This window comes from Mucilaginibacter sp. P5_A6, from assembly GCF_056400585.1.
In genome coordinates, this window is record NZ_JBFUKZ010000025.1 from 82,468 (window position 1) to 100,359 (window position 17,892).

At 42.3% G+C, this 17,892-nt stretch carries 9 protein-coding genes; all 9 read right to left on the reverse strand.

Annotation, left to right across the window (positions count from 1 at the left end; translation table 11 throughout):
* Positions 1-30: 30 nt before the first annotated feature.
* The 9 genes from AC1DO4_RS22755 to AC1DO4_RS22795 all read right to left on the reverse strand — a co-directional run bounded on the left by AC1DO4_RS22755 (position 31) and on the right by AC1DO4_RS22795 (position 17,776).
* Positions 31-2,073 carry a beta-galactosidase gene (locus AC1DO4_RS22755; protein ID WP_477419863.1) on the reverse strand — a complete coding sequence of 681 codons (2,043 nt, stop codon included), beginning with the start codon at positions 2,071-2,073 and terminating at the stop codon, positions 31-33.
* Between the two features lie 299 nt (positions 2,074-2,372).
* On the reverse strand, positions 2,373-4,574 hold the full coding sequence (locus AC1DO4_RS22760; RefSeq protein ID WP_477419864.1) for a glycoside hydrolase family 3 C-terminal domain-containing protein: 2,202 nt from the start codon (positions 4,572-4,574) through the stop codon (positions 2,373-2,375).
* Between the two features lie 3 nt (positions 4,575-4,577).
* Positions 4,578-6,134, reverse strand: coding sequence for a GH39 family glycosyl hydrolase (locus AC1DO4_RS22765; RefSeq protein ID WP_477419865.1), 1,557 nt, complete (start codon positions 6,132-6,134; stop codon positions 4,578-4,580).
* A 24-nt stretch (positions 6,135-6,158) separates the two neighbouring features.
* Positions 6,159-8,246: a beta-galactosidase gene (locus AC1DO4_RS22770; RefSeq protein WP_477419866.1), complete on the reverse strand. Its 2,088-nt coding sequence runs from the start codon at positions 8,244-8,246 to the stop codon at positions 6,159-6,161.
* 214 nt (positions 8,247-8,460) lie between these two features.
* On the reverse strand, positions 8,461-9,648 hold the full coding sequence (locus tag AC1DO4_RS22775; protein ID WP_477419867.1) for a glycoside hydrolase family 5 protein: 1,188 nt from the start codon (positions 9,646-9,648) through the stop codon (positions 8,461-8,463).
* A 233-nt stretch (positions 9,649-9,881) separates the two neighbouring features.
* On the reverse strand, positions 9,882-11,411 hold the full coding sequence (locus AC1DO4_RS22780) for a cellulase family glycosylhydrolase (RefSeq protein ID WP_477419868.1): 1,530 nt from the start codon (positions 11,409-11,411) through the stop codon (positions 9,882-9,884).
* Between the two features lie 75 nt (positions 11,412-11,486).
* Positions 11,487-12,989, reverse strand: coding sequence for a glycan-binding surface protein (locus tag AC1DO4_RS22785; RefSeq protein WP_477419869.1), 1,503 nt, complete (start codon positions 12,987-12,989; stop codon positions 11,487-11,489).
* Positions 12,990-13,013: 24 nt separating this feature from the next.
* The gene (locus tag AC1DO4_RS22790) at positions 13,014-14,630 is read right to left on the reverse strand and encodes a RagB/SusD family nutrient uptake outer membrane protein (RefSeq protein ID WP_477419870.1); all 1,617 of its coding nucleotides are present in this window, start codon (positions 14,628-14,630) and stop codon (positions 13,014-13,016) included.
* Positions 14,631-14,659: 29 nt separating this feature from the next.
* Entirely contained in the window at positions 14,660-17,776 is a 3,117-nt protein-coding gene (locus AC1DO4_RS22795; RefSeq protein WP_477419871.1) for a SusC/RagA family TonB-linked outer membrane protein, read from the reverse strand.
* Positions 17,777-17,892: the final 116 nt, after the last annotated feature.

Sequence of the window (17,892 nt, forward strand, 5' to 3'; positions counted from 1 at the left end):
TTTCTGTTATTCAACTTATGCGAACTAAATCTATTTTATTTCTATAAACTCCGGCTCGTACGGTGCGATAGTAAAATTGCCGGTATAACTTTTATCAAACAGAATACTCTGCGATTTTCCATTTATTGGTATTTCTTTTGGCTCTCCGGTCACGTTCAGGTATAAAAAATGATTCTTGTCAATTTGCCTGGCCATGATGCCATCCGGTACCTTTGGTCCTTTCTTAATACCCAGTTCGTCTATCAGTTTATCAAGCAATGGGCCCAGCACTTCGCCACTTGCAGGCAAGCCTACATAAATTGCCCTGCCTTTGCCATATTTGTTAGTCGTAATAATAGGATAATCTTTATCCAGGCTGGTTATACTTCCAAGGATTTCGGCACCCTTGGATTCGACAACGTCAAATCGGGTTGATTCAGTTCCAATAGTTTTGCCCTGATAGTTTAATTGAATTTTTTTTCCTTTCAACGATAGACGGGATATTTCGTTCATCGCCTCTGTTTCTTCATAACCAGCTACCCGTATTCCGAACACATCGCTTAAACGCCCCGGATGAGTAGAGGCAAATACTTTCCCTGTTTCGTCAACCACGGCAGAATTACTTGTCATAACAACCGTACCGCCATTTTTTACAAAATCACGGATTTTATTGGCAGTTGTTTCATCCATTACAGTTACACCTGGCACAAAAAGTAATTTATACTTTAATGAGCTCTTGCTGATTTCAACAACACGGGAATCCATATTGCGGTAATGAAACAAATTCCAGCAGTTTTGTAACTGTTGGTCCTGCGCCTCGGGGAAAGAGCTGCTGGCTATCTGACTTGGAAAGGAGAATGCTAAGCCAACTTCCGCGCTGGGCTTGTAAGGAAAATATTTTTCGATCTTTTTAAACTCAGTCGCTATCTTTTTGTATTCATCATATTTACGGTTGGGAATTCCGTCCCAATCAAGCATCCCTTCCAGGTATTGTTCTTCGCCCGACCACATACTTTGCCAGGTCCATCCGCAAACCATTTGATTACCGTACATCAGCGTGGCATAGGCTGATTTTCTGATCGAATTAGGAACCGCTGTCATTGTTGTAAACTCACTGCACCAGAAAGGGTTCGTGCTTTCAAACTGGTTACGGGAAATTACAAAGTTCGCATTCATAACCCCCCAATTTGTGGTTAATGAGTTTCCGGGATAGAAGCCACAACCCTCGCGGGCCATTTTCCCCGAATAGGCAATTTCAGAATAGTCAAAATATCTCATCCAACTGAAATACCAGGCATTAGTGTTGGTAAGTACACCAGGGGCATTGGTATTAACCTTGTCGAGTACCTTGAATAAGATCTGGTTAACTTCGTCTGAAATAAAATGCCTGAAATCTAATATTTTCTCTGGTGCGCCGTTTTTTTCGCCGGCTACGGGTAGTCCAACTTCATCAAATTCGTTAATCCTTCTTGACCAACGTTGTGTAGCCCAGGCTTTGTTAAAATTATCGATGGTAGCATACTTCTTGGTTAACCAAACAACAAATCTTTTTCTTACCGTTTCTGAGTAGGAAATAGGGCCATCACCAGGTTCATTATCAACACCAAAAGCTAAAAGCGCAGGGTGTTTAGCATAATGTTTTGTAAGTGTATCAGCATAGCGTACAGCGTATTTTTGATACATCGGATCACCTACATCATCCATGTAGCGATGGTTGGGATATTGTGCATTGCCCCCTGGGCTGGTAACATCAATGGAGGGATACTTATGGTGCAACCAAACAGGCGCCGGGCGAATAGCGATATCAAGGATAACCTTAATCCCTGCTTTATTCATCATGTCCATCACAAAGTCAAACCATTGAAAATCAAACTTACCTTCAGAAGGTTCATAACTGTCCCAGGCCAGGTGGCCCATCCTAACCGTCTTGAACCCGGCAGCCTTCATCAGCATGATATCTTTTTTTATTTTTTCCTGGTCTTTATCATCATGTGGATGATAATTAGTCCCCACGTATAATTCCTGAGCTTTAACAGACAAGGTAGCAAGCAACAGCGTTGAAATTATCAAAAGCTGTTTGATTTGTATTTTCATTTATTTAACTGATATTTTTACTGTTTTTGAAATATTACGTGATGAATTATCTGCCACCTGCAGAATAAATTCCTTTATTATTTGTTTAGCAGGGCTTAACAAATCCAGACAGGAAGAAGCGTAGCGGTCAATGTTGGGTTCCCCACTTAATTCATTATAAGGAATTGATAATTGGTGAGTCAAATTTAGCTTAAAGAATACCCTAATGTTTAATTTAAAGGGACTTTCTTTTATACAAAACCGACATTTGTTTATTAATTGAAAGTTGTCTCTGAGTATAACAGTATCCAGATTGATGTTTATTTAACCGATATTTTTACCGTTTTTGAAATATTGCGTGATGAATTACCTATTTGCAGCACAAACTCGCCGGCTTCAACTTTCCATGATTTTTTTGCTTCGTCATAAAAAGCCAGATCACCAACCTTTACATTCAGTTCAACTGTTTTCGTTTCGCCTGGTTGCAGAAAAACTTTTTCAAAAGCCTTCAATTCTTTTTCAGGACGCAAAACCGAACTAACAGGATCGCTTACATACAATTGCACAACCTCGGCACCGTAACGGCTGCCTGTATTTTTAACCACGAATTTTGCGTGGATGATATCATTCTTTTCATAAATATTCTTTTCTGTCGAAAAATTGCTGAGCGCAAAATCTGTATAAGAGAGCCCGTATCCAAAAGGAAATTGAGGCTGGATTTTCTTAGTATCAAACCAGCGATATCCTACCAAAACATCCTCCTCGTAATTCACTTTCAAATCTTTTCCAGGAAAATTGCCCAATGCATGGGCCGGCGACTGATCGAGCGCCACGGGTAATGTAAAAGGTAATTTGCCGGATGGATTCACTTTTCCACTTAATATATCTGCCACCGCGTTACCGGCCTCCATACCACCATACCATGACCATAAAATAGCAGGTATCCGGTTAACAATGCCTGCTAATTTTACAGGCGAACCGGCAACTATTACTACAACTGTATTAGGATTTGCTTTTGCCACTTCCTGCATCAAAACTTCCTGCCCATAAGGCAGGTCCATATTTTGTTTGTCAAAAGATTCTGTATCAAAGTCATGGTTTAACCCTCCGAAAATGACAACCACGTCTGATTCCCTGGCAACCTTTACAGCCTCCTGAATCAATTTCCAGTCAATATTATTCGAATTGCCCTGCCCCCTGTTGCTTCCTTCTTTGAAAGTAGATTGCTTTTCGTATCCCTGGGCAAAATTTATTTTTACGTTGGCGCCAAACTTTTGCTTGATTGCCTGTAACGGCGTTATTTCATATAACGCTTTTATTTCTGAGCTAAGCCCCGCCCCGCAATGTTTCCGGGTAGCATTATCGCCAATGATTGCAATCGATTGTATTTTGTTAAAATTGATAGGGAGAATATCGCCCTTGTTCTGAAGTAACACCGCTGCTTCGGCAGCAGAATTATAGGCTGCCTTTTGATGCTCCGGTGTATTCATTTTTCCTTTTTCGCGATTACCTTCATCAAACATCTTTGTTTTGAACATTACACGCAGCACATTCGCTACTTTTTCATCAACTACCGATACCGGTACTTTTCCTTCTTCTACAGCTTTTATCAGCGGATCGGCAAAATACCATTCGTTGTAATCTTGTATATCGGTGCCCATTTCCAGGTCGAGCCCGCTTAATGCAGCCTTTACTGTAGAATGTGCAGCAGCCCAATCGGTCATTAACACACCTTTAAATCCAAATTCTTTCCGAAGAATTTGCCTGTTGAGATATTCGTTTTCTGAACACCAGTCGCCCCTGAATTTATTGTAAGCAGCCATAACGGTATAAGCGCCGCCCTCAGTAACAGCGGCTTTAAAGCCCGGCAAATAAATCTCGCGAAAAGCCCTTTCGCTTACTTGTACATCAACGGAATCGCGATGCGTTTCCTGGTTGTTGGCTACCCAGTGTTTTACACTCACGGCAACATCTTTTGACTGCAGGGCTTTAATGTAAGCAACTGCCATCCTCGAAATAAGAAAAGGGTCTTCACTCATGTATTCGAAGTTTCGGCCACAAAGTGGCGAACGGATAATGTTGATACCAGGCCCCAGCAGCACATCTTTTTTTCGAAACCGGGCTTCCTCGCCTAATACCAGCCCTTGTTTTGAGGCCAGTTGAGGATTCCAGGTTGCAGCAAGCGCTGTTCCCGGAGGAAAGCACGTTGCCGAATCAGCGGTCCAGCCCGAATAAGCCCAGTCGTTCCTGTTAATTTCAGCGCGTACGCCATGCGGGCCGTCACTCAGCGCCAATTCGGGGATGCCTAACCTCTTTATCCCGGATACATAAAATTTGGAATTCGCGTGCAACAGGCTTACTTTTTCCTGCAAAGTCATCTGGCTGATTAGTGAACGGATCTTCTCTTCCTGTTTGCTGTTATTCAGACTTTGCTGTGCATTTGCCATTCCTGCTGCCAGCAGTATAAGAAAAAGCGCACAGCTGTATGTTTTTACTATTATTCTTGATATTAATACATTCATCAGTTAACGTTTAATCAGGTTTACCAAGATCACATCATTTTCCCGGATATCAAATTCACGGGAGTAAACGGAATTGGGTTTTATTTCAATTTGTTGTTTCACGACAGGCGAGCCATTTTCTTGTTTTAATTTTTCAACTTGTTGCTTGTTCAGCTGCGAGGGCCGGCCCATATCCACGTAACCGGTATAGGCATCGTTCACTCTATAACCTACTTTGTAAACCTCCATAGTATATTTTCCGGCAGGCACATGCGAAAGGTTTATTTTAACCTTCCCTTTGGATTTGGCGGGCAGGTCTTTAATATAATAGGACTGGTTATTGACAGAATCTGGTAAAGTATAAGTATAGTCCCACAATAAAACCTGGATGTCACCTTTATCATTTTTGCAAACCCATGAGCGTGTATCATTATTGGCTAATTCGGTTCTCCCCAGCTTATTCATAAATTTATAGGAGTAAAAAGCTGGTTTGTTTATGCCTTGAATATTAAGCAACCCAAAACCTCCATGAAAAGGTGTAAACCGCGGACCAGGTTCTTCAAAAACATCGGTAAAAACCCAGTATGACATGGAATTGGCGGCATTGCCAACTTGTTTTAATTTCTCCAGGATATAGGCTGCTTCCTGATAACTGTCGTGCACAGGATCTGCCGGTGTATATGAAGCACTCCATTCCGTATAATGCAGTTCCAGGCCTGGCTTAGCTGATTGAGAAATTTGTTTTCGGGAATTCAACACGTCGCCGCTTACTGCCAAAGAATCTTTACTTAACACCGTGCCCGAGTTACCATACTCATCCAGGAAGCCTTGGTTTACCCCATATGAGTGGGTACTTACGAAATCGATTGGAACGTTGTTTTTGCTGCAATGGCTTATCATTTCGGGAACCCATGCCGCGCCTGCAGTGCCTGGCCCACCAACTTTATATCCGGGGTTTACGCTTTTAATTGCTTTTGCGGAATAATCGTACAATTTAAAATAATCGTCTTGCGTCCCCGTCCAAAATCCTGGAGATAAGTTAGGCTCATTCCATACCTCAAAATACCAGGATTTTACTTCTTCAACACCGTACCGTTCTGTAAAATGCTGAACAAGATTGGTTATCAGCGCCTGCCATTTGTTGTAATCTTTTGGAGGGGTAACATTACCGCGCCACCAAAAAATTGTTTGTTTACCGCTTGCCAGGGCATTAGGCATAAAGCCAAGCTCTACAAATGGCTTCATCCCAATTTTATGCAGAAAATCAAACAGGGCATCTACATACATATAATTATACTGAGGGTTCCCTTTTGAGTCTTCGGTATAAACAGCCATATCATCAGTGAGTAAGCCATGCATGCGGATATACCGAAAACCACATTGTTTTCTTACGTATTCCAATTGTTGCTGCCAGTCGGCACGCAGCCCTTCATTTGCCCGGCCTGCACCTACACAGGTGTTAAACATGCTATTAAGCTTACCCGATGTTTTGTTTAAATCTACGTTAATCGCTCTTTGACCTTTTACATTTGCCAAAAAAGCGAATTGCGAAACCACCAATACCCAAATTATTTTTTTCATCTATTTTGTTAATTCTTATTAAAATTATTCTGTCCACACGAGCACGCCCGATGGTTTTAGTGTTTTTTCCCCAATTAAAACTTTTGCATTACCAGGCAGATTTACGGTGTAATTTTCAGATGAATAATTTAATGCCGTATAAAAGCCATCGCGCCAATAAACAAATACACCGGGAGGATAATCCTCCGTTGTAGCACCGGCATCTTTATAAATCTGCCTCAACAAATCCTTTTCTAATTTAGAATCATCGCTATCTACACCGATATAGGTTACGTCGCCTTTGCCAATCCGGTGTTTTACTACAGCAGCTTTTCCTTTATAGAACTGGTTATTATATGTGGCCAGCACACCGGAAGTATCTTCGGGCACGAGCAAATCCCCCCAACTATGCCATGGATAATGATTCGAATTCATCAATATATCGCCTTTACCATACGATGAAAGCATGTCGGTTTGGTTTACATGGGCACCAATCAGGTTTGAAATTGGCAAGGCGGTCTCCCCTTCCCAAAAATGCCCTCTGCGATCTTTGGTACCCGTACGGCAGGTAATAACCAGATGGCCGCCTTTGGCTACATAGTCATTCCATTTTTTTACCAATGCAGAATCAATCATTTCATAAGCGGGAATGATTACACATTTATACTTCGACAAATCTGCCGTTTCCTTAATTACATCAACAGGTGCACCCAATGATCTTGCAGTTTTAAGGAATTTTACCGGATAATCCCATGTATTCCATTGCCCTGTCTGTCTTTGTCTGTCAATGCTCCAGTAATTTTCCACATTCCAGAGAAGCGCTGTCGACCGTGCGGCCAGCTTAGCCGGCATCTTCGTGCCTGCCGTAAATTTCCCCCTCAGTTCTGTTATTTCTTTCATAAACTGCATATAGTCTTTACCGCCCTGCGAAGGTGTTACTCCATCCGTTTGTATCACAGCAGCATGATATTGTTCGGCGCCATATAAAATTTGACGAAAACGATACGAACAGGCGATCTTTCCTCCCGCCGCAAAGCTGTGGTACAACCATAGCCGAACTGTACCTGGTAAAAGCAGGGGGTTGTAGCTCCCCCAATTAACAGGGCCTGGTTGAATTTCTAAAACCCCTGACACACCGCCTACGGATTTGTAATATTCTGAAGCAAAAAGAACTACATCGCTGTTGCCTAAACGGAAACCTGATTCGCCAATATTATCAGTACCGCCGTTTGGATATGCCGTGTATGCCGCAAAATCCAGTTTTGTGGTACGGTTAGGATCTGAACCGGTGCAAACGGCAGTATAGTTGGTGGTAACAAATTGAGCCTTTGAAACGTAACTGCGTAAAACTTCTGCCTGAAAATCAAGGAACTCAGCCTGGGCATCTGCCGTGTATCTTTTAAAATCCAGCAAGGCATGGGGATTATTACCCCACCAACCTACGAGGTTAGTATTAGGGATGATAACCTGATCAAAACTATTAAACCATTGGCTCCAGAATGCGGCCCCCCAGGCAGTATTTAATGCATCAATGGTTTTGTATTTATTTTTCAGCCACGTTCTGAATGCTTCCTGCGACGAGGGGCTGTAATCAGAGACTGCACCGGGTTCATTATCTATTTGCCACCCCATCACATTTTTGTTCTGCCCGTATCGTCTTGCCATTTCCGCTACTATTTTTTTTACAAAGTCACGGTATTTCGGGTTGACCATTGACTCTAATCCGCGCGTACCATTCTCTGCACGGATATAGTGGCCATCCATAACAAACGTCTCCGGGTAGTTTATCCGCATCCACGTTGGGGTGGTTGCAGATGGCGTACATAGCAACACTTTGAGATGATACTTTGCGCAAAGGTTCACAACCCTGTCGAGCCAGTTAAAATCAAACCGTCCTTCTTCGGGCTCCATTTTGAACCAGGCAAATTCGGCAAGGTGAACAAACTCGAAACCCATGTCTGATATCTTTTTTATATCCCTTTCCCATTGGGCTTCACTCCAATGTTCGGGGTAATAATAGATACCGGTTGTTACCAAATCTTTTTCCGGGAAAAACCGGCTGGTTTCCTGTGCTTTTAACGCTGCCGAAGGGATTAAGATCCCTAATATAATTGTTGTTATTAATTTTCTCATCAAAAGATTCCGGGGTTTTCTATAGAAATTATTATAAGTTGTTTCACTATAAATTTTTATTCAACATTATCAATAACGTCATCTGTTATAGATGCAGGTGACATATCGGTTCTGCTATCCGTAGTGCAGCCGGTACTATGTTTTAATCCATGATACCGGCAGCGTTATGTGTTATTATTTTCGAATGCAATTTGCAGATTTTCTGTGTAATATTTTAGTTAGCGCCAGCATTAAGGGCGACAATTGTACGTTGATCTTTTACTGAATAATTTTGCCTGTCCAAAGCACCACCCGTGTCCCAGAAAAATGGCAGCATCCCGTTGGCTCTCGCTTGTTTTGTAATATAGGTTAGCCAATAATCCACAGCGTCGTTATGAGTTGCCAGATCTAAAGGAACATGATTGCTGTTGTTACGCCTGTAGGCTCCATACTCGCCCAGCAGGACGGGAATTCCCTTATCAGCGAATTTTGTCTTCATCTTGTTGAAGGTGGCGTTTACATCACTTTCTTCGCCCCAGGTGGCATTGCGGCCGGGCTCTAGTGTAGAATGATGTCCGGCTCCCCAGTAGTAGAACATTTTGCCCCAGTCTGCATCGCCGTCCATCAAACAAAGTTGATATGGAGAGTAATAATGCACCTCTACCATCATCCGCGCCGCCACCTTATCCAGGGGAAGAGCAGTCATCAGGTCATTGGTTTTATCGATATCTGTTGAAGGTCCCTGAACTACTAATACCCTGTAACTGTTCCGCCCGCCGGTGGATCGAACTGCATTAACAAAGGTTTGATGATAGCTGGCAAGCGTTGCCATCTTTTCCGCATTGTCTGCGTTCGGCTCATTGGCGCTGGCAAACATCAGGTGTTCATCAAAATCGCGCATAGTTGTTGCAATTTGCTCCCAAAGCGCTTTTTGTTTCGCATTAACAGACTCTTTTTTAACGGTGGTACAATTGTTTTCGAGCCAACCATCGTCCCAATGTATGTTGAGTAAGACATACATATCGTTTTTTACACAATATCCTATTACTTCTTTAACCCTCTTAAGCCAATTTATATCTATACGCGCTTTGCTTTTATCAGCTAAATGCGTCAAATTCCAGGCGCATGGCAGGCGGATAGCATTAAAACCCTGCTGTTTTACGAATTTTATATAATCCTCTGTAATAACAGGACTACCCCAACCTGTTTCACCGCCCGGGGCTTCAAAAGTATTGCCGATGTTCCACCCTAACCTAATTTTAGCGGCGAGTTGTGCGGCATTACTTTTCATCCCGGTTGAATCGGGGGCTATTGGCGAATTATTATAAGACGGATAGGTAGCATGCCATGCGAAAACCGTATTTCTCCCCGCCTGACCATAATTAAAAGGAATTATCAAATTACCAGGACGATGGTTTGCCATGCAAATGGCAGACGACTTATTGGTGTTTGATAATTTGAAGACTGTATTGTAATTATTCGCCCTTTTGAATGAAAAAAAAGACGCAATCGATATAATAGATATTAATATTTTAAAAGAATACTTTATTTTCATTTTCTCCTAATCTTTACATAAAAGATTCATCTGAACAGCATACTGTCCAGATGATCTTTTTTACTACCCACAATGGGTGATTATATTAATTGTYGGTTTGCTTAAAACCCTGCACCTTTTTTTAGCGAATCTAATGCCTGCCGGTCTCCTATATACGCGGGCACACCGGTATTTGGCCGCTGAAATATACCGCTGGCCCATAAAAACGGCTGCACACCATGTGCTTTGGCTTGCTTTGTGATATAAGCATAGTAATGCCAACCCGATCTTAATGCCAATATCGAATCAGCCGGGTATCCGGTTAATCTCTGAGCGTGATATTGAATGTCAAATTCGCCCATAACTACCGGGATACCCTTATCCACAAATTTTGTTTTAACGTCTTTAAATGCGTTATCCATATAAGCTTCTTCTGTTGAGGCTACGCAGTTGCGATCCAGGAAGAGTGGGTTTTTTGTATGAAAGTCTTTTCCCCAGAAATATAATTCTTTTCCCCAGCTTGCGTCCATAGGTGTTGTGCTACCGTAGCCACCTAATATGCAAAATTGCGGCGGGCTATAAAAGTGAAACTCTACCATCATTTTATTAGGGGTAGGGTCGGTAGGTAGTGTCGGTGTTTTATACGCATTAGCCGGATCAAGATAAGAAGAAAGCAAATCAAGTGACGTAGAAGGCGACTGAATAACTATCGCACGATAAGTATTTTTACCACCAGTCCCTCGCACTGCATCAATAAATGATTGGTGATAACGCATTAAGGTAACGGTTGTGGGTATATCACTCGCATTGGGTTCATTGGCACTGGCAAATATCAAATGCTCGTCAAAATCCCGCATCGTTGTGGCTATCTGCTGCCAAATTGCCTTATGCTTGGCATCAACACTATCCTGTTTAGCACCTGTAACTTTGCAGTCAATATAACCATCGTGGTGGGTATTAAGTATCACATACATATTGTCATTAAAACAATATTGAACAACTTCTTTTACGCGGGCGAGCCAGAGTGGGTCTATTTCCTGAGTTTGGTTATTTATTATGTGGTTACTCCAGGTGCAAGGAATCCTTATGGCATTCATACCAGTTGATTTTACCAGGTCAATCAGCTGCTGGGTAATTTTCGGGTTTCCCCATCCGGTTTCCCATCCAGGCGCATCCATAGTGTTATAAATATTCCAACCCATTGTCATTTTTGCGGCCAACTGTGTAGCAGTGCTGCCCATGCCTGCTGCATCAGGTGTTTTTGGCGATATATTATATGATGGATAGATTTGGGCATTTTGCATTACGGTAATTCGCCTTCTTTGACCATTTGTTGAACTCAAATTCAACAGCACAGAACGGGTACTGCCCGATAAATTTGCTGCTGCCGTAAATTTAATGGATGCATCACCGCTATTGCCCGATGTTTTGTCTAAATGCAGCCATCCTATACCGGTAGTATCAACACTCCATGCGGCATTACTTGTAAATGCCAAGGCCGCGGTTCCACCACCTTCCGGTATAGTATCTGTTAGATTAGAAAGCGTAAGCCGTGCGGACGCTGTTTCCGATTTTTTACAAGAAGTCGCAACTAAAATTGCAAAAAACACTCCTGCAATTTTATACGCCGTCTCTATTTTCATTATCTTCATATTCGTTTTTTAATAAAAAATTATCTTTTAATTAGTTAAAGCCGCCACAGCTATATGCTGCGGCGGGACCTTAGTTTATTTAATTTTTACGACCCTAAAATTATCAAAGGCACCATAAAAGCCCGTTGACGTGGCCGAGCCGCTATAGTTATGGATATACAGTGTGAAGTGGGTTTTTCCTGTAGGGCCTACCAACTTAATAAGGTCGGGTACGGAATCTCCCATACCGTCGCCAAGTGTGGCATCATTTGCACGGAACGATGACAGCGCGATTGTTATAGTAATCCAGCCTTTTGTAGTGAACGATGTTCCGGTTTTTTGCCATGGTTCCCACCTGCCTATGTAACCGCCTGGCCCGGTTACAAAATTAATTGTACCACCATTCCAGGCTTTAGGAACACTTACGTCAAATTTAAAGGCCCAATTACCTGGTGCATCACCAAGGTTGGCTGCTGGTATCCACTGTTGATCGTCAAACGGTATTTCATAAGTGGGCGGCCACGTGGCAGCTCCTTCCCCGGGTTTCAGAATTTCTGTTTTTTTGGCAACATGTTGCGATTTATTTGTTGTGATCCCGGAAAAAGAAGCATCATAGGATTCCCAATCGCCCGGATAATAAGTACCGTTATACAGGTTTGACCCATTCCATGTAAAGCCAAAAGGCCCGCTCCATTCCATATTGGCTATCAGACCTGTCGATCCATCGTGCACCTTGTACACAGTAGTACCTGTGCCAAACTTTGTAGTAACAGATACCGGCCCGCTTTGCGAGAGTGAAGGCGCTACAAAACCGATAGACTTGGTATCTTTTGACGTTGTAAAAGTGGTAATTGTAGTGCCCGCAAAAATTAGCGACTCAATATTCTTAAAATAGGTACCGTAAATATAAACCGAATCGCCTGGGTTGGCATTTTCGTAGGAAATCCCGGTTATGGTTGGCTTGGCATTTATTGTATCCCTGGCAGTACCAGATTTAGTGGTAACTATTATTTGGCTGTTGGGTGTTGTTGCCGGCATCAAAAAACCAAGAGAGGTCCCATCAGCGTTTGAGTTAAATTTTGGAATTTTGGTTCCACCATAAACAAACTGTTGAACCAATACTAAATTGGTACCATACAGATAAACCGAATCGCCTGGGTTGGCAAACACATCGGATATGGCACTAATAGTTGGCGCCGGCGGGCCTAATTTAAAAGCGAACGTTGTTGAACCTGCTCCTGTAACATATTTTACCGTATACAGTTTGGCCGTATCAATCGTTGAAAACTGTATGGCAGGGATTTGCACAACAGCACTGCTGGGGGCAAATAAAGCAACGTTAAAAGAGGCAGGAACTCCGTCAAAATAAATTTGAGTTGCATTTTGCAAATTTTGCCCGGTTATAACCACCCATTGGCCCTTTGCCACAGCGCTATGTAAAACCGTATCATTAGGTGAGGCCACATAACTTTTAATAGCTGCGATAACCGGAGGAGCACTGCTGCCGCTGTCAGCATTCTTTTTACAAGCTGGTGATAAGGCCACTATCATGAATAAAAGCGGCAAAAAAAACAAGCTTAGGTATGATTTCTTTTTCATAACAATTTATTTAAAATGTTTCAATTAATAATATGGTACCGGTGGAGCTGCCAGTTTCGGATCAGAGGATAATTCGGATGCCGGAATTTGCAATGTAAATGAACTGATGGATGCCGCAACCGCAGATGGAGCAGCAGTAGTATCCCTTGTGGCTATACGCGTTATAGGATCATAACTAAACGTCTGTCGGCTGTGAGTAGCATCCTGATCGTTAAGCAACTTCACAGCTGCCGTCGGACTGTAAAAAGAATACCTAACAAGATCTATCCAATATTGTCCTTCAAAAGCAAGTTCAACTCTTCTCTCTTTAAGTATTGTAGGGCCGTCCAACTTATTCACAGCGGCCACGCCAGCCCTTGTCCGCACCTTATTAAAATAGGTTAAGGCATCAAGATCTGAGGTAATACTATTGTTACCCAAAATAGCTTCGGCATACACCAAATATACATCAGCCAACCTCAGTACCGCGTCATGCTCAATGGATGACGTATAAGTCATTGTTGGCGCGTTGTTATCCACTTCGTTGCCAATAATGTGTTTTTTTAAACCAACGCCTGTTGATTTAAAACCACCACCTGCAGCGTTCAATTCGGGATAAAAATCTCCGTTGAGCATAATAGTGGCTTTGCGCCTTATTGTATCGTCGGCCGAGTACATCTTATACAGATCCCAGGTTGGGGCTAAGCCAAACCAGGCACCGTTTTTTTGAGGGTTTATAGCATTGCTTGGTGAAAAGGTTAAATACATGTTACCGGTTTCCCAACTCGTCTGATCTGGCGACCACTGAAATGCAAACAATGCTTCGGGGTTGTCGTTGTATTGCGACCTGAAAAGATTATAATAACCGAGATGGTTCGCGTCATCCTGCCCAAGAAGCGTTAATCCGCTGTTTTTACACACATTACCTGCGTATTTTTTTGCACTGTCCAGCAATGCCTGGTTGCGCTGCCCTTCCTGTTTGCTGCCCACACCTGCCATTGTTAAATACGCTTTGGCCAGCATTCCTTGCGCCGACCAGGTGGTTACCCTGCCTTTGTCATCTTTTAAAGGAAGATTTCGTGCGGCATAAGTTAAATCGATGGTGATAAATTTAAATACATCACCAACAGTATTACGATTAAGCATAGGGTTGCTTATTAATTTGGAATTGTCCTCAATAATGGGCACAGCGCCCCAATAAACAGCGAGGTGGTAATAAGCTACCGCACGTATAAATTTTGCTTCGGCAATAGCAGCATTTCTGGTTGCCTGCGGGATAGATGCCGACGCTGTTTGCTGTATGGCATTAATAACATTATTGCATTGACCGATCACAATATACAAACCTGTCCAGCCCGAATTTAAAATGCCATTATTCGCCGTAATTGTACGACTAAAAAGCTGCCCCATATCGTCGTTATAGCCTACATGACCAGTTCCGCTCAATATATCACCCAATTGCAACAAAGCATTATAATGCCATTGCCCCCAAGGTGCACCTCCATACAAACTGGCAGTAGCCAGCCTTAAATCGCCGGGGGTTTTGTAAAAATTAGTAGAGCTAATTTGCGAGTTGGATGGACGCTTCAAAAATTCTTTTTTACATCCGGCAATTGCTGCTCCGAGTAGCAAAAAAAACACAATTTTATTAGTTCGTTTCATAAAATATCTTTTTAAAATTGGTAATCATTTTATTTGTTAAAGGTTAGGCTTGCACCAATAGTAAATACGCGTGGCATAGGATAGTTACCGCCATCCACACCGCCCTGAAGGGGGTTCCATGTACCAATTTCAGGATCCATCCCTTTATATTTTGTGATTACAAATACGTTGGATACATTAGCATACACACGGACTGAATGCAGGAATACTTTCGACAACATGCTTTCTGGAAAACTATAATCTAACCTGATATTTTTACAACGCAGGAATGAAGCATCTTCGATCCACAAATTAGAAGGACGATTATTATAGTTGGTGACGTTATCCTGTCTTAAACCTACAACCGATGTATTCGGGTTGGAGATATACACGTTATTAATATCAGACGACGAACCCTGGGGATTTACCATAGCATATTTCGCGTAATCTAATACCTGGACAAAATAGGATGTGTTATTTTGTGAACTGGTTTGTGATACAGCCAATTGGTTGTAAACTTTGTTGCCATAATTACCACTAAAGAAGATATTCAGGCCGAAGTTTTTGAAGGTAAATGAGTTGTTGATCCCATATTGGAATTTAGGGAGAGGCGAACCCAGAAAAGTTTGGTCCCTGGTATCGATAATACCATCACCATTCAAGTCTTTAAACATACGGTCGCCGTACCAGATACCGCCATAAGCGGGAGTAATTGGATAAGGTTTTCCGCTTTGATCAGCAGACCGGGCATGGTTTTGAAAATCACTTGGCTTTGCAAATATGCCATCATATATGTAGCCGTAAAATTCGCCGATTGCCTGCCCGACTACGGTTTTTTGAACAGAGGTAGTTAAGCTGGCATCACTTCCGCCAGAACCTAAACTGAGTACTGTGTTCACATTCCGTGAAAAGGTAAAATCACTTTTCCATGTAAAGTTTTTGCTATTGGTATTAGTAGTGCTAATACGGAAATCAAAGCCTCTATTGCGAATAGAACCAACGTTTACATATGGTGAAGCCATGGCCCCCGGCGACCAATTCGTGGTAGTAMCGCTAAATTCAGGAAGCGGGACTTTTAATAAAAGCCCTTTTGTTTCGCGGTCGTAAGCATCTACCGAAAAGTTTATGCGGCCGTTAAAAAACGTTGCGTCAAGTCCGGCATTATAATAATTTGTTTTTTCCCAGGTTACGTCTGGATTTGCCAAATTGCTTTGAAACTGCGAAACACCTGATAAACCGGTAGGAACTGTTGTTAGTTGGGTTGCATAAGTATTGCCCGGTATACCCTGGTTGTTGGTAAGCCCATAACCAAGTCGCAGTTTCAATTCATCTATAGATTTTACACTTTTTAAAAACGCCTCGTTATTAATTTTCCAGGCAAATGCCCCTGAATAGGTAATCGCCCAATTATGGTTAACCGGAAAATTTGAAGAACCATCGTTGCGCAGGTTACCAGTGAGCAGATATTTATCATCCCAGGAAAAATTAACCCGGCCGAAATAAGATTCCGATGAGCTACCGGGACCATGATCGCCACCATTTGTTACAACAGTAGGATCGCCAGCACTGATAGCCTGCACATTATTTGAAACGAAATTTTTACGCCCGGCACTTATATTTTCGTAATAATCTGTATTTGCTTCGTGCCCTCCTAAAATATTGAATTTAGATTTCTTGAAATTATGGTTAAAAGTTAAATATTGGCGCCATGTGGTGTAGTAGTCATGATTAATATCCGAGCTGGCACTGTTGACGGGGTTGGAGACATTGTTAGTTGCTGTACCAAATAGAAAAACCGGATTAAAAGTATTGTGGGAACCAAATGTGAAGTTACCAGATACTTCTGTACGGAATGACAGATCCGTAGTAAACTGTATTTCAGCATAAGCGTTGGTATACGCTTCATATCTTGCAGATTCGTTTTTTAAAAGCGAGGCTATGCCTACAGGGTTTGCAACAGGTGGTACCCAACCGTCCGAGGTGGTAACACCACCATAGGAACCATCGGCGTTTTTTACCGCAACATCGGGTGTCATGCTTAATGCACTGCCAATTACACCGCCATCAGTGGAAACTGTGTTTTCATAAACACGAAAAAACTGAAGGCTGGTTCCTAATTTTAACCATTTAGTGGTTTTAGTGTCCAGGTTCAAACGTACTGAGTATCTTTTGAAAGCAGACCCAAGCGCTATACCTTGCTGGTTGAAGTAAGACCCCGATATATAATATTGGGTTTTTTCATCACCACCGCTTACAGAAAGTGTATGACTGGTCATCGGCGCTTTACGGAATAATTCACTTTGCCAGTCGGTACCCTTACCTAAATATTGCGGATTGGCTAATTCTGGCCTTGTACCGTAGCCCCAAACTTGTGCGCGGGCATTCAAAAATGTTGCCAACTGTTGTAAGTTCACGGTAGGGAGCCTGTTACGAATCTCCTGGTAACCGGTATAAAAATCGTAATTTACAGTTGGGCGCCCTGCTTTACCTCTTTTTGTGGTAATAACGATAACACCATTGGTAGCCTGCGAACCATATATGGCAGTTGCAGATGCATCTTTCAATACGTCGAGTGATTCGATGTCGTTAGGATTGATACCACTTAAAGGATTGGAGCCGTGACCAGGGTCGGTAGCTGGAGGAATAATAACACCATCTATAACAACCAGCGGCGCATTTGCGCCTGATATTGACGATACACCACGTATTTGAATAGATACGCCACCACCAGGCTGACCTGATATCTGTTGCACTACTACACCTGCAACTTTTCCTTGCAGGGCCTGGTCAAAAGTAGTTGGTTGTGTTTGGCGCAATTCGGTACCCGATATTGAACTTATGGCCCCGGTAGCATCTTTTCTTTGCACCTTGGCATAACCAATAACCACCACCTCATTTAAGTTGCTGGATGTTGAATTGAGCCTGACGTTAATTGCACCGGCTTGTTTAACGGTTATTTCCCGTTTTGCATAACCTAAAAAATTAAAAACTAACACCTTGCCAGGCTCAGCCGCTATTGCGTAGCTACCATCAACGCTGGATATGGTTCCAAGGCCTGTGCCTTTAATTTTAATGCTTACTCCTGGTATCGGCTGACCATCGTCGGCACTTGTTATTTTGCCCGTAATATTTACGGTTTGTGCATGCGCTGAAAAATAAAGTAACATGCTTGTGATAAATAATGAAATCTGGTATTTCACTCTTTTTGGTAAATTTTTATCCATCTGATAATAGGATTTTAAGGTTTGATAATTGATTCATTGTTTTTTTGGTTAGTACTTAA